This window comes from Hymenobacter sp. DG25A, assembly GCF_001280305.1.
Classification (GTDB): Bacteria; Bacteroidota; Bacteroidia; order Cytophagales; family Hymenobacteraceae; genus Hymenobacter.
In genome coordinates this window covers 2489385-2503550 of sequence record NZ_CP012623.1, presented here as the reverse complement: position 1 = coordinate 2503550, position 14166 = coordinate 2489385, and the positions used below count along the sequence as shown (strand labels likewise).

Below are 14166 nucleotides of genomic sequence, written 5' to 3'. Positions count from 1 at the left end.
GGTTGTGGTGGTAATTAGTTTACCACACTAGTGAGATGTCTCGACTTCGCTCAACATGACAAATACCCGGTTACACCGGCAAATGAAAGCGCAAAGGTAGCCGGTAGCTGCCGTTCAGCGGTGATTAATCCCTATTTTTGCCGGCTTACCCCGCCTATCCGCCGTGCCCATCCCGTTTTCTCCCCTGTTATGGCTCCTGATTGCGTGCGTGCTGGTGCAATTCTATTTTCTGGGCTATTATTTCCTGCCCTTCGCCCGCCGGCCGGAGGAGCTGCCCGCTGAGGAAAACCAGGCCGCCGATGCCGAGCCGGTTTCTGTGCTGGTGTGCGCCCATAATGAACTGGAAAACCTGCGCCGCCTGCTGCCATTGCTCTTGCAGCAGGATTACCCCGCCGGCTTCGAGATTATTCTGATTGATGACCGGTCCGGCGACGACACTTACCTGTATGTGCAGCAGCTCACGCAGTACTATCCGCACGTGCGGCTGGTAACGGTAGACCGCACGCCGGCTGGACTTTCGCCGAAAAAATACGCCCTTACACTAGGCATTAAAACGGCGCGTTATGCCCGTATGCTTTTCACCGATGCCGATTGTATTCCGGCTACCAATCAGTGGATCAGGCTGATGCAGCGTGGCTTTGCCCAGCCCGCCGATATGGTGGTGGGATACTCCGCGTATGTGCCGGAAACCGGGTTTTTAAATAAATTGATTCGGTTTGAAACCCTGATAACCGGAGCGCAGTATCTGTCGTTCGCGTGGCGGGGCAACCCGTACATGGGCGTGGGGCGCAACCTCGCTTATACCCGCGCAGTCTTTCAATCCACCAAGGGCTTTGCTTCTCACATTCGTAGCCTCGGCGGCGACGACGACCTGCTGGTGCAGGACGCCGTGCAGCACGGAGCCCGCGTAGCGGTAGTGGCCAGCCCGGCGGCGCATACGCTCAGCGAACCAGCCTCCCGCTGGCGCGCCTGGTGGCTGCAAAAAAGGCGGCATCTATCGGCCGGCCGGCACTACCGCCTGGCCGATAGGTTGCGAATAGGAAACTTTATCGGAAGCAATCTGCTTTTTTATATCGCTACGATAGGTTTACTGTTTTCCCGCCCGGATTGGATACCTTTGGCCACGGTGTGGGTGCTGCGTACAGCGGCTGTCTGCATCACTTATACCTACCTGGGGCGGCGGCTCGATGACCGCCAGCCAGTAATAGTGCTGCCGGTATTAGACGCTGTCTATTTTTTTTATTATCTCGCTCTGGGAATTTCGCTGTTCCTCTACCGCAAACTCCGATGGAAGTAAACAATCAGGAAATTCAGAAACAGTTTTCGGCTAAAGCCAAGCATGACTTTAAGCTGATTCGTGCTGCTGTAGAGCAGGGCGATGAAAAGGCCTACGCTGAGTTGATGCAGATTTACAAGAAGCCGGTGTACCACGTGGTGCTCAAAATGGTGCGCAACCCCGATGATGCGGAGGACTTAACCATTGAAGCTTTCGCCAAGGCCTTCCGCAACCTGCACAAATTCAACCCGGAATTTGCCTTCAGCACCTGGCTGTTCCGCATTGCCACCAACAACTGCATCGACTTTATTCGCAAGAATAAAATCAAAACGATGTCCATTGACTCGGCCATCAAGATTGATAACGGCGACGAAATCACCATTGATTTCCGCGACAACAATCTGAACCCGCAGGAAACGGCCATCAAAAACCAGAAAATTGAAATCATGCAGCACGTGGTATCCCGGCTGCCTGAAAAATACCAGCGTCTGGTTACGCTGCGCTATTTCGATGAGTTGAGCTACGAGGAAATTGCGCAGGAGCTGAAAGCGCCCCTGGGCACCGTAAAAGCACAGCTGCACCGCGCCCGCGAGCTGCTCTATGACATGGTGAAAAACAAAAAGCACATCATCTAAAACAAAAGCCCCGGCGCAGGTCGGGGCTTTTTTTGTGCTATATAAATTCAACGGCACGTCATGTCGAGCGTAGCCGAGACATCTCGCTAGTGTGCTAACTAGTTTTATTACTACCACAACCTCAGCACGCGAGATGTCTCAGCTTCGCTCGACATGACGTTTTATTAAGGGAGGCGCTTTGTCTTACTACCTTTGCCGCACCATGGACATCCTCTTTCACTACTTCCCGCACCTCACCGACCACCAGCGCCAGCTATTCCGGCAGCTTGATACGGAATTCCGCAGCTGGAATGAGCGCCTGAATCTGGTGGCCCGCACCGACATGGATAATCTGGCGGAGCGGCACTTCCTGCACTCTCTGGGCATTGCGAAGGTAGTAGAGTTTGCGGCGGGCTCGTCGGTGCTGGATGTGGGTACGGGCGGTGGTTTGCCCGGCCTGCCGCTGGCTATTCTGTTTCCGGAGGTGAAGTTTCACCTGGTAGACAGCATCGGCAAGAAAATTAAGGCGGTGCAGGAAATGGCTCACACCCTGAAACTGACGAACCTCACGGCCGAGCAGATCCGCGCCGAGCAGGTGCGCCATAAATACGATTACGTGGTGAGCCGGGCGGTAGCCCGCCTGTCCACCTTTCACCCCTGGATTGAGCACAGCTACAAACCCAGTAATGATGCCACCACGGGCCTCTACTACCTGAAAGGCGGCGACCTGACTGAGGAAATCGAAGAAGCCGGTCTGCCCGCCCATGTCTTCGATTTGAAAGACTACTTCCAGGAGGAGTTCTTCGAAACCAAGAAGGTGGTCTTCATTCCCAATAATTAAAAGACCAGTCTGCGATGTATACAACGCTTCCTAACCAAAAAGCCCCAGCCGTTTGCGTAAACGGCTGGGGCTTTTTGGTTAGGAAGCGTTGTATAATCAGCCGATGAAAATGGCTTTCAGCACTGCGGGTTATGCCGGTACTTCGGCCGTCAAAAACTCAATGGCGCGGCGCTCGGAATAGTATTCCCCGTCCGGGCTGCCTTCGCCAAAACCCACGTGGCCGCCTTCGTGCGGGGTTTCCAGAAATACATACTGACTATGGGAGGCTACATCCCGCGGGAAACAGGCGGGCGGCAGAAACGGGTCGTTTTCGGCGTTTACCAATAGGGTGGGGATGCGGATATTGCTGAGGTAGCGCCCCGAGCTGGCGTGCTCGTAATACTCTTCCGCCGACTTAAAGCCGTGCATGGGAGCCGTATACTGGTCATCAAACTCGGGGAAGTAGCGCAAATCATCCAGCTTCGAGACGTCTACCTTATCGGGCATAATCACGGCTTTCTGGCGGATTTTCTCCCGCAGCGTCCTCATAAAGTTATTGAGGTACAGCCGGTTTTCCAGGCGCGAAATGTGGTGGGAGCTGGACTTCAGATCCGTAGGTACCGAGAAAACGGCGGCCCGCTTTACTTCCCGCGGCACCCGTTCCGGGTTTTCGCCCAGGTACTTGAGCGTAACGTTGCCGCCGGCGCTGAAGCCGGTAAGGAAAATGCGGCGGTAGCGCAACTTGCTCAGGGCATGGCGCACCACAAAATCCAGGTCGTCGGTATCACCCAGGTGGTAGGAGCGGAGCAGGCGGTTCATCTCGCCGCTGCAGCTGCGGTAGTTCCAGGCCAGCGCATCGATACCGGCCCGGTTGAGGGCCCGCACCATGCCGCGCACGTAGGGCCGGCCGGCGCTGCCCTCCAGGCCGTGCGATACAATACCCAGAGTATCGGCCAGCTCGTCGCTGGAAATTCGGGACCAGTCCAGATCAAGAAAGTCCCCATCATCGGTTTCTACCCGTTCCCGCTGGTAGCGGACATCCGGGACAGAGCGCCAAAGGCTGGGTACAATTGTCTGTATATGCCCATTAAAAAGATACATGGGCGGCTGATATCCGGAAGTAGAAACGAGTGGCATAACAGTTAGTGGAATTAGGTGTGAGAGTAACCAACTGTGGGAAAAGATGGTGCCGATAAGGCTTTACATAATATACAAATAATGCGGCTTGCATACCATTTTAAAGGGCCGGAATATTTACAGAAAACCGGTTAGCAGGGTATTCTGAAAGCTTATGCCGCCGGCTGCTGGCTTGTAACCGGAATCCTGACCACTCCCAGAAACACGCTCACAGCAATGGCCGTACCGCCTGCCAGCGCAAATGGTAGGGCAGCGCCGCCCCATACCCACAGCGCTCCAGCCATGGAGCTGGCTACCAGCGCCGCCAGACTGCTGAGCCCGGCAAAGGTGCCCAGGGCCGCTCCGGTATCAGTAGGCGCGCACAAGTTGCTCACCCAGGCTTTGCTCACGCCCTCCGTAGCCGCGGCGTAGCAGCCATACAGGCCAAAAAGCAGGGCCAGCACTATGGGCTGGCGGGCCCAGATCATGCCCAGGTATACGCTGGCAAACAATAAAAACCCGGCTATCAGCATGCGGCGGGGCCCCAGTCGGTCGGCGAGGAAACCGGCCGGAAAAGCGGCCACCGCATATATCAGGTTGTAGAAAATATAAAGCCCGATGACGTGGGCGTCGGGCAGGCCCCGCTGCCGGGCCAGCAGCAGCAGAAATGCATCAGAGCTATTGAAAAGGGCAAATACCAGCAGCCCGCCCACTACCCGGCGGTAACTGCTGGGTGCCTTCCGCCAGTACCGGAAGGCCGCCCAGAATGGCTGCATGGGCTGTGTAGACCTGGCCCGGGACTTTTCCCGCACCAGAAACGTAGTAAAAACGGCGGCCACCCCCGGCAGAAACGCCAATAGAAACAAGAGCCGGTACTCGCCGGGGTTATATGCCAGCCAGGCCAGCGCGGCGGCCGGCCCCAGCACCGCGCCCGCCGTATCCATGCCCCGATGAAAGCCAAAGACGCGGCCTTTAAAGGCGGGGGTGGTTTCATCGGAAAGCAGTGCGTCGCGGGAGCCGGTGCGCAGGCCTTTGCCCAGGCGGTCCAGGGTGCGGGCCAGGAAAACCCACCACGGTGCCGCCAGCACGGCCAGCATGGGCTTGCTGATGGCGCTCAGCCCATAGCCCCAGCGCACAAACGGCAGGCGCCGCCCTAACCGGTCCGACCATTGCCCGAAATAGCCTTTGCTTAGGCCTGCCGTGGCTTCGGCTACGCCCTCCAGCACCCCAATCAGCGCCACCGAAAAGCCAATGCTTTGCAGGTACAGGGGCATCACGGGGTACAGCATCTCGCTGGCCAGGTCCGTGAACAGGCTCACCAGAGAAAGCAGCCAGATGGTGCGGGTCAGGTACTTCACGTAATAAGGCGGTATGGCAGTGCAGGCAGCGGTTGTACGATGGCGCCCCGCATTTTGCCTATTTTGGTTTGCTATTATCGATCAAAACCTTACCTTTGCCAACCCAATTGAATTGATTTCGAGCAGACCGTCACCTTTACATACTCATGGCGAACCATAAATCGGCCCTCAAGCGCATCCGTTCCAACGAAGCTAAGCGCGTACTGAACCGTTACCAGGCTAAATCTACCCGCACCGCCGTTAAGAAACTGCGTGCTACCACCGATGCTACTCAGGCACAAGAGCTGCTGAAGAAAGTATCGTCTATGCTGGACCGCCTGGCTAAAAAGAACATCATTCATAAGAACAAAGCCGCCAACAACAAATCGAAGCTGGCTAAGTTCGTGAAGTCGCTGGCTGCTTAAGTAGTCAACCGACATTCTGCTCTAATATAGAAAAGGCCTTGCGTGCATACGCAAGGCCTTTTCGCGTTATTTTTTATTTTGATACGCATGTGCCCGGCGCAACAGTGGGGAAACAATAGCTTTGGGCTCGAAGAGCATTTTCCCAGGCTATGCGGTATTTCTATTCCTTATTATTCTTTTTCAGTCTATACATCAGTAGCCAGCAGGCGCTAGCGCAGAATTGGCGCCTATTCCGGCCAGGCCTGATATACTCCTACCAAGTGGCGGGCAAACCCGAGGTGTATACCCTCCGGCTGGATTCCGCCTTTATGATAGGAGCCGACTCGGTGTACCGGTTTAACCGAATCATGCGGCCCGACCGCTTCTCCCCGGAGCTGTATCATAAGTCTGACAATAACCTGTTTGGGGCGCAGCTGCGGTTTGTGCCCGGCAGCCAGGAAGTAGTGCTGGAAGCATTGGCTGATGCACTGCAAACGCCCGTGCAACTGCTGTTGCGCCCCGCGGCGGCCGTAGGCAGCACCTGGCAGGCTTCGGCGGGCGTTACGGCGGTGCTGAGCAGCCGCACCCAGCGAAGCGTACATGGCGTTGAGGATATGGTAGCTACGGTGCTGCTCAGCACCGGGCAGCAAGTACTGATAGGGGAGAAGCTGGGCTTTCTGCAGGCCCCGCAATGGCTGACCCTGGATGCCGCTACGGCCGTTAACCTGCAGGCTGCCCGCGGGCCCGTTACCTGGGCCGAATCAGAATATTACCCCGCCCGCCTGTTTAATTTTCAGCCGGGCGATGAAGTGGGGTATGAAACCTACGACCGGCTGGCGCAATTAGTGTGCACGCGCACCCTAACATTGCGGCGCATCCGCACCCGCGCGCAAACGGCTGATAGCCTGATTTACACGTTTACGGAACAGGCCCAAACGCGCGGCTTTCAGCCAGGTAATCCCTGCAGCGGCTCGTACGCGGAAACATTACAGCCCACCCATACCGGCCGCCTGGCGTTGCCCCTGCGCGCTCCGGTGGGCCGCTCACCCATCTATCTGCCCGGCTATGGTCCCATTGGTCTGCTCACGGGCGGCTATGCCTTCAGCTCCGAAAATACCCCGGCCAGCTACACGCTGGAACTGCCGGCAACCACTACCACTTCCACAGGCTGTGCTTCGGCGGCTGTCCGCCACGTCTGGCTATATCCCAATACCCGCACCCAAGGCACCTATTACACGGGCTTGGACTATCTGGTACGCCAGCAAAACTATGGCAATGGCCAGGGCGACGTATTTGACTATGATACGGAGTTGGTCTATTCGCGCAGGAAGCAGCCTGATGGCAGCTACCAAACCTGCGGGTCGCGCCTTTCTTTTTATGTGCTGTTGCCCGCCCGTACGGCCCGGGCAGCAACATTTATTAGTTACCCAAACCCGGCTACGGACCAAATTACCCTGCATCTGCCCGCTGCCGCCACCGTGGGCACAAACGTGTACCTGCTGGATGGTCTGGGGCGGATAGTAGATATTCAGCCAGTAGCCGCCGGAAACGCCACGGTGCTGGTGCCGCTGAAAATCCTTCCGGCAGGGGTATATACTGTTGAAGTGCATATGCCCCAGGCCGCCGTGTACCGCGCCCGAGTACAGCATATTCAGTAAGCGCAATCCAACTATCAGAAAATAAAAAAGCCTGCTTGTTGCATAACAGGCAGGCTTTTTTAGGCAGGTATTAAGTAGTTACGCTACGCTCACTTTTACCATGTTGGTTTTGCCCTTCTCATTGATGGGCATGGAAGCAGTGTTGATGAACACGTCACCTGCATCCAGGTGGCCCGTGGTGGTCAGCACGTACTTAATGTCCGAGACGGTGCTGTCGGTGCTCACCATCCGGTCGTAGTAGAAGCCGCGCACACCCCAGATCAGGCTGAGAGCCGTGAGCAGGGGGCGGTTATCGGTGAAGATAAAGATGCTGGCCTTGGGGCGGTACTTGGCAATCTGGAAGGCCGTGTAGCCGCGGTGCGTCATGCCGGTAATGGCTTTGGCGCCGGTGTTCTTGGCCAGGTGGCAGGCCGCCGACAAAATGCTGTCTACCATGAACGTGGGCGACTCCGGGGTAATGGTGTGCCAGTGGTTGTACAGGCTGGGCATGCGGCTTTCCACACTCAGAATAGTAGCTACCATGGAGCGGATTACTTCCGCCGGATAGGCGCCTACGGCGGTTTCAGCGGAGAGCATCACGGCATCGGCCCCGTCAACCACGGCGTTAGCCACGTCGCTGGTTTCGGCGCGGGTGGGGCGGGGAGCGGTAATCATGCTCTCCATCATCTGGGTGGCTACAATTACCGGCTTGCCGGCTTTGTTGCACTTGGCCACAATTTCCTTCTGGGCCATGGGCACCTCTTCCATCTTCACTTCCACACCCAGGTCGCCGCGGGCTACCATCACGGCATCGGTAATGGCAATGATTTCGTCGAGGTTGCGCAGGCCTTCGGGGGTTTCAATCTTGGCAATCACGCGGGTGGTTTTACCGCTTTCCGCAATCAGGCTCTTGATGAAGCGGATGTCATCGGCGCGGCGCGCAAACGAGAGGGCAATCCAGTCTACATCATTCTCCAGGCCAAATTTCAGGTCCTCAATATCCTTCTCCGTCATAGACGGGGCCGATACTTCGGAATCGGGCAGGTTGATGCCTTTGCGGGGCTTCACCAGACCGCCGTAGATAACTTCTACGTCCACTTCCTTGTCGCGGTCGGTGGCCAGCACGCGCAGCTCAATCTTACCGTCGTCGATCAGGATCATGTCGCCGGCTTTCACGTCGCGGGCCAGGCCCAGGTAAATCGTGCTCAGGCGCGTGGCCGTGCTGATTTCCTTTTCGCCGCACACCAGCTTAATCTTGTCGCCGGCCTTAATTTCCACACCACCGCCTTCTACATCGCCCAGGCGAATTTTGGGGCCCTGCAAGTCCTGCAGCAAGCCCACGTTGGTGCGCATATCCTTGTTCAGGCGGCGCACATTATGAATCACGGCCAGGTGGTCTTCGTAGCTGCCGTGCGAGAAATTGAGGCGGAAGACATCCACCCCCTCGCGGATGAGCATGCCCAGCTTTTCGTAGGTATTGGAGGCGGGGCCAACGGTGGCCACAATCTTGGTCTTATTAAACTTAGGACGCGGTTCCATGCAAAAGGAATAAGTGACTCTCTTAGACAAAGGCAACTGAGAAGTGCCTCACAAAGGTAACGCGAAGCGGCTGCTTCGCACATCGTTTATGCCGGTTTTACTGGCATGGGGCAACGATGCCTAAAGCAGCCGCTTCGTGCTACAAGAACGCTCAAAAAAGCAGATTTTCTTTGAATTTTAATGAATTGGGGTCAAACTGACAGGCATGCTGCACCACCGAAAGCTCACTTAAACGGGCCAGGAATTCGTCGCCGGAAAACTCGTCACTGCCGTTGCTGATTTGCAGCAGGTAGTCATATTCCTTGATATCGGGGGCCAGATAGGGCCTTTTTAGGATAGACGGATCCAGGGAGCGGTTGCGCAGCAGGCGCAACGACAGGGTTTCGGTGGCGTGTAGGTAGTTACTGATCACCAGGCGCCCGCGGGAGAGCAGATCATAGATTAAATCCTGCTGCTTTACCAGGCGCAGGCGCAGGGCGTTGTTCAGCGTCCAGGCCAGGGTATGTTCCCGGCTGGAGGAAACAATGCCAAAAAGATCAAAGTCGCAGTCGTACTCAACGTCTAGGGTAAGCATGGCGGAAGCAGTTAGGCCAACGGCAGCAAAGTTACGGGTTGCCGGCAGGAGCGGGCCATAACGCGGAGAGGAAAGACAAGATTGCGTGTTTGTTTGACAATGTTAGGGAAGATGGTGTTATTTGTGGCTGAGTTTTCCTTAAACCCCCACGGAAATGTCTGAAATTGCAGAAAAAGTAAAGGCCATCATCATCGATAAACTCGGCGTAGAAGCTTCGGAAGTAACTCCGGAGGCCAGCTTCACCAACGACCTGGGTGCTGACTCGCTGGATACTGTTGAGCTGATCATGGAATTTGAAAAAGAATTCAACGTATCTATTCCCGACGATCAGGCCGAAAACATCGGTACCGTGGGTCAGGCTATCAGCTACCTGGAAGAGCACGCTAAGTAGTCTGTAGACTACTGCTCCTCCCTTAGTGCTTACCGGCCGGCTCGCCGCCGGCCGTTTTGCTTTTTTAGTTTTCGTATTCTTTCGCTTCTCTGAGCCAGCCTATGTCTCTTCGGAGAGTTGTTGTGACCGGCCTGGGTGCCATTACCCCGATCGGCAAAACCGCCCCCACCTTCTGGGAAGGGCTGAAAGCCGGTGTGAGCGGGGCTGCCCCCATCACCCGGTTCGATGCCAGTAAGTTCAAGACCCGCTTCGCCTGCGAAGTGAAGGACTATAACCCCGACGATTATTTCGACCGGAAGGAAGGCCGTAAGATGGACCTGTTCACGCAGTTCGCCGTCATTGCTTCCGACGAGGCAATTAAGGACGCCGGCCTGCTGGAAGGGGTAAATAAAGACCGGGTAGGCGTTATCTGGGGCTCTGGTATTGGGGGGTTGAAAACCTTCCAGGACGAGTGCTTCAACTTCGCCAAGGGCGACGGTACGCCGCGCTACAACCCTTTCTTCATTCCGAAGATGATTGCCGACTCCTCATCGGGCAACATCTCCATCAAGAACGGTTTCCGCGGTCCGAACTTCGTAACCACCTCCGCCTGCGCTTCCTCTTCCGATGCCATTGTGGCCGCCTACAACTATATCCGTTTGGGTATGGCTGAGGTGGTGGTAACAGGTGGTTCGGAAGCCGCCATTACCGAGGCGGGCGTAGGGGGCTTCAATGCCCTTAAAGCCATGAGCGAGCGGAACGTCGACCCGCAAACCGGCTCGCGCCCTTACGATAAGGACCGGGACGGATTTGTACTGGGCGAAGGTGCCGGCGCGCTGATTCTGGAGGACTACGAACATGCCAAAGCCCGCGGTGCTAAGATCTACGCCGAAATCATCGGTGGCGGCTTGTCGTCGGATGCCTACCACATTACCGCTCCTGACCCCACCGGCGAAGGCGTGGTCATCGTAATGCAGAACGCTCTGCGTGATGCCGGCATCAAGCCCGAGGATGTAGACTACATCAACACCCATGGTACCAGCACCCCGCTGGGCGATGGGGCCGAGGTGACGGCTATTCAGAAAGTATTCGGCGAAGCCGCTTATAATCTGAACATCAGTTCTACCAAGAGTATGACCGGCCACCTGCTGGGTGGTGCGGGCGGCATTGAGGCAGTGGCCTGTATTCTGGCCATGCAGAATGGCATCGTACCGCCTACCATTAACCACGTTACCGACGACCCCGAGCTGGACTCCAGGCTGAACTTCACGTTCAACCAGGCTCAGGAACGGGAAATCAACATTGCGGTCAGCAATACCTTCGGGTTTGGTGGCCACAACACGTCGGTGGTCTTCAGTAAATTCCGCGACTAATGCCTAGGCCCGGCCAGCCACTTCCGCTATTCGGCTTTTTCCGCCGACTGGTAGGGCAGGACCGGGCCTTCCGGCAAGCCATTGCCACCCTTACGGGCCGCACGCCCGATAACATTCGCTTGTACCAGCTGGCCTTCACGCACGCCTCGGTGGTGCGTCTGCAGGGCGATACGGCCCGGCACCAAAGCAACGAGCGGCTGGAATTCCTCGGCGACGCCGTACTGGGCGCCGTGGTAGCCGAATACCTGTTCCGCAAGTTCCCCTACGAGCAGGAAGGCTTCCTCACGGAAATGCGCAGCCGCATAGTAAACCGCGAAAGCCTGAACGCGCTGGCCCTGAAAATCGGGTTGGATAAACTGGTGCAGCTGGACGTAACGCAGGGCCGCTCGGCCCGCTCGCGCTCCGTAAACGGCAACGCTTTGGAAGCTTTGGTAGGCGCCGTTTACCTCGACCAGGGCTATAAAGCGGCCCGCAAATTTGTGCTCAGCCGGTTGGTGAAGCCCTTCGTGGACGTAAAATCCCTGACGGAAACCACCACCAACTTCAAGAGCAAGCTCATTGAATGGGCCCAGCGCCACGGCAAAAACCTGCGCTACGATATGCAAAGCGAAGCCCGCCCGGGCGGCGTAATGGAGTTTTCAGCCACGGTGATGCTGGATGATGAGGAAGTAGCTACCGGTATGGGCCTCTCCAAAAAGCAGGCGGAGCAACTGGCTGCTGAGCGGGCCCTGACCACTTTAGGAGTGTAAATCCTCCGTCATGGCGAGGAAGCACGACATTCCGCGCATAAAGCGGCGTCAATTCGCCCTTTCCAAAGCCAGACACTCCCTTCTACCAGAAAGCCCTTGACGTGCGCTACGTCAAGGGCTTTTCATTTCTCAGAACTTTCTATGTTTCACAGGACAGATTGCTTCGCTCTGCTCGCAATGACAGAGGGTTTCGTAACCCTATCCGCAGAAATGGAGTTGTTTTGCAGAAGCAACATATTACCATTCTCTCATGCGAATAGCCGGCGCCGCCCTCAACCAGATTCCTTTCGATTGGCAACACAACCTGCGTACCATCCGCGAGGCCATTGAGCAGGCCAAAGCCGCCGGGGTGCAGTTGCTTTGTTTGCCGGAATTGTGCCTGACGGGCTATGGCTGCGAAGATTTGTTTTTGAGCGACTGGCTGCCCCAATCGGCGCTGGAGCATTTACAGCTGATCCGTCCGTGGACGGAAGGCATTTGCGTGGTAGTGGGCCTGCCAGTGCGCCTCACCCACCGCACCTACAACACCGCGGCCGTGCTGCGCGATGGGCAGATTCTGGGCTTTGCCGCCAAGCAGTTCCTCGCCAATGATGGCGTGCATTACGAGCCGCGCTTTTTCTTCCCGTGGCCAGCCGGCGAAACCACCACCGTGCAACTGGCAGGGGAGGAGTGGCCCCTGGGCGACCTTATTTTTGAGCACCAGGGCGTAAAATTCGGCTTTGAAATCTGTGAGGATGCCTGGCGGCCTGATGATGTGCGCCCTGCCTGCCGCCTGGTAGGCCGCGTGGATTTGATTGTGAATCCTTCGGCCAGCCACTTTGCCATGAGCAAGACGGACGTGCGCTATAATCTGGTATTGAATGCCTCGCGCAACTTTCGCTGCACGTATCTCTACGCCAACCTGCTGGGCAATGAGGCCGGCCGCATCACCTACGACGGCGAAATTCTGGTGGCCCGCAATGGCCATCTGCTGCTGCGCAACCAGCTCATGAGCTTCAAGGAAGTGGATATGGAGTGCGTGGACGTGGATTTCGCTTCCGAGTTAACGGCTGTTGAAGCCATTGAGCCGCTGCCCGCCCCTGATGAATACCGGGAGCTGAACCAGGCCCTGAGCCTAGCCTTGTTTGACTACCTGCGCAAAGCCCGCAGCCGGGGCTTTGTGCTGAGCCTGAGCGGCGGGGCCGATTCCTGCATGTGCGCCGTAGCCGTGGCTGAGATGGTTCGTCTGGGCACTGCCGAGCTGGGTACGGCCGAGTTTATGCGCCGCTCGGGCTGCTTCACGGAAGCGGAAATTCAGCAGTTGGTCGGTGCCGTAACGCCAGTGCCTGACCAGGCCGCGCCGGGACCCAAAGATGCCTCCCTTTCTACCCCTGATAATCAACAGGCTACCATCAATCAGCAGCTCACCAAGCGCCTGCTGATAACCGCCTACCAGGGCACCGTTAATTCCTCCGACGATACCTTTAAGTCCGCCCAGGAACTGGCTGAGGCGCTGGGGGCGGTATTCTATAACTGGGGCATTGATGAGGAAGTAACCGGCTACGTGGGCAAGATTGAGCACGCCCTGGGCCGCGACCTGACCTGGCAAACCGATGACCTGGCGCTGCAAAATATCCAGGCGCGGGTGCGGGCTCCCGCTATCTGGCTGTTGGCCAACGTGCAGAACTGCCTGCTCCTGACCACCTCCAACCGCTCGGAGGCCTCCGTAGGCTACTGTACTATGGACGGCGACACGGCCGGCTCCATCTCGCCCATTGCCGGCGTAGACAAAGATTTTGTGAAGAAATGGCTGCGCTGGGCCGAGGCCGAGCTGGGCTACACCGCCCTGCACCGCGTCAACAACCTGCAGCCCACCGCCGAGCTGCGCCCCCTGGAAGACAAGCAGACCGACGAGCGGGACCTGATGCCCTACGTGTTGCTGAACCGCATTGAGCGCCTGGCCTTCTACGACCGACTCAGCCCCAAACAGGTGCTGGTTACGCTGGTGCAGGAAGACCCCACTGCCGATGCGGAACAGCTCAAAACCTACGTTAAGCGCTTCTACTCGCTCTGGAGCCGCAACCAGTGGAAGCGGGAGCGGTACGCCCCATCCTTCCACCTCGATGACTACAACGTGGACCCACGCTCCTGGCTGCGCTTCCCCATTCTGAGCGGCGGCTATACGGAGGAGCTGAACGCCTTGTAGCTGCGGAGTAGGTATTTTTTGGCCCCAATACGTAGGTTATAGCCAGTCTTTCTGAATCCATTGATATGGCTGTCAGTATATTGTGGAATAGTTAAAAGAATTAGCGCAAGTTTTTTACTCTGACTGGGCCTAAGCTTGTGTACCCCAGTACTGGCGGCCATGACCGGAGACT

The 14166-nt window shown here is 56.9% G+C and carries 13 protein-coding genes; 9 read left to right on the top strand and 4 right to left on the bottom strand.

Going from position 1 to position 14166, the window contains the following annotated elements; all coding sequences use genetic code 11:
• Positions 1-163: 163 nt before the first annotated feature.
• The 3 genes from AM218_RS10695 (at position 164) to rsmG (ending at position 2731) form a co-directional block, all read left to right on the top strand.
• On the top strand, positions 164-1297 hold the full coding sequence (locus AM218_RS10695; protein WP_054413855.1) for a glycosyltransferase: 1134 nt from the start codon (positions 164-166) through the stop codon (positions 1295-1297).
• On the top strand, positions 1288-1911 hold the full coding sequence (locus AM218_RS10690) for an RNA polymerase sigma factor (RefSeq protein ID WP_054413854.1): 624 nt from the start codon (positions 1288-1290) through the stop codon (positions 1909-1911). Before AM218_RS10695 ends, AM218_RS10690 begins: the two co-directional genes overlap by 10 nt.
• A gap of 202 nt (positions 1912-2113) precedes the next feature.
• The gene (gene rsmG, locus AM218_RS10685) at positions 2114-2731 is read left to right on the top strand and encodes a 16S rRNA (guanine(527)-N(7))-methyltransferase RsmG (protein ID WP_054413853.1); all 618 of its coding nucleotides are present in this window, start codon (positions 2114-2116) and stop codon (positions 2729-2731) included.
• A gap of 129 nt (positions 2732-2860) precedes the next feature.
• Here rsmG and AM218_RS10680 read toward each other — a convergent pair whose 3' ends face one another.
• Entirely contained in the window at positions 2861-3847 is a 987-nt protein-coding gene (locus AM218_RS10680; protein ID WP_054413852.1) for a YheT family hydrolase, read from the bottom strand.
• A 152-nt stretch (positions 3848-3999) separates the two neighbouring features.
• On the bottom strand, positions 4000-5184 hold the full coding sequence (locus AM218_RS10675) for an MFS transporter (protein ID WP_054413851.1): 1185 nt from the start codon (positions 5182-5184) through the stop codon (positions 4000-4002).
• 146 nt (positions 5185-5330) lie between these two features.
• Here AM218_RS10675 and rpsT point away from each other — a divergent pair, with 146 nt between their 5' ends.
• Together rpsT and AM218_RS10665 are read left to right on the top strand one after the other, a co-directional pair.
• The gene (gene rpsT / locus AM218_RS10670) at positions 5331-5588 is read left to right on the top strand and encodes a 30S ribosomal protein S20 (protein WP_044512248.1); all 258 of its coding nucleotides are present in this window, start codon (positions 5331-5333) and stop codon (positions 5586-5588) included.
• A gap of 260 nt (positions 5589-5848) precedes the next feature.
• On the top strand, positions 5849-7225 hold the full coding sequence (locus AM218_RS10665; RefSeq protein WP_197273950.1) for a T9SS type A sorting domain-containing protein: 1377 nt from the start codon (positions 5849-5851) through the stop codon (positions 7223-7225).
• Between the two features lie 78 nt (positions 7226-7303).
• Here AM218_RS10665 and pyk read toward each other — a convergent pair whose 3' ends face one another.
• Both pyk and AM218_RS10655 read right to left on the bottom strand, forming a co-directional pair.
• Complete coding sequence (gene pyk, locus AM218_RS10660) at positions 7304-8743, bottom strand: pyruvate kinase (protein WP_054413849.1); 1440 nt, start codon at positions 8741-8743, stop codon at positions 7304-7306.
• A gap of 151 nt (positions 8744-8894) precedes the next feature.
• A complete protein-coding gene (locus AM218_RS10655) occupies positions 8895-9317 on the bottom strand; it encodes an IPExxxVDY family protein (protein WP_054413848.1) in 423 nt (140 codons plus the stop codon).
• A gap of 154 nt (positions 9318-9471) precedes the next feature.
• Between AM218_RS10655 and AM218_RS10650 the strand changes: the two genes are divergently transcribed.
• The 4 genes from AM218_RS10650 (at position 9472) to nadE (ending at position 13994) form a co-directional block, all read left to right on the top strand.
• Positions 9472-9708, top strand: coding sequence for an acyl carrier protein (locus AM218_RS10650; protein ID WP_019948606.1), 237 nt, complete (start codon positions 9472-9474; stop codon positions 9706-9708).
• 101 nt (positions 9709-9809) lie between these two features.
• Entirely contained in the window at positions 9810-11060 is a 1251-nt protein-coding gene (gene fabF, locus AM218_RS10645) for a beta-ketoacyl-ACP synthase II (protein WP_054413847.1), read from the top strand.
• Positions 11060-11809, top strand: a complete 750-nt coding sequence (gene rnc, locus AM218_RS10640) for a ribonuclease III (protein WP_054413846.1) — start codon at positions 11060-11062, stop codon at positions 11807-11809. The genes fabF and rnc overlap by 1 nt, the downstream gene beginning before the upstream one ends.
• A 250-nt stretch (positions 11810-12059) precedes the next feature.
• Positions 12060-13994: an NAD(+) synthase gene (gene nadE / locus AM218_RS10635; RefSeq protein ID WP_054413845.1), complete on the top strand. Its 1935-nt coding sequence runs from the start codon at positions 12060-12062 to the stop codon at positions 13992-13994.
• The last annotated feature ends 172 nt before the right edge of the window (positions 13995-14166 follow it).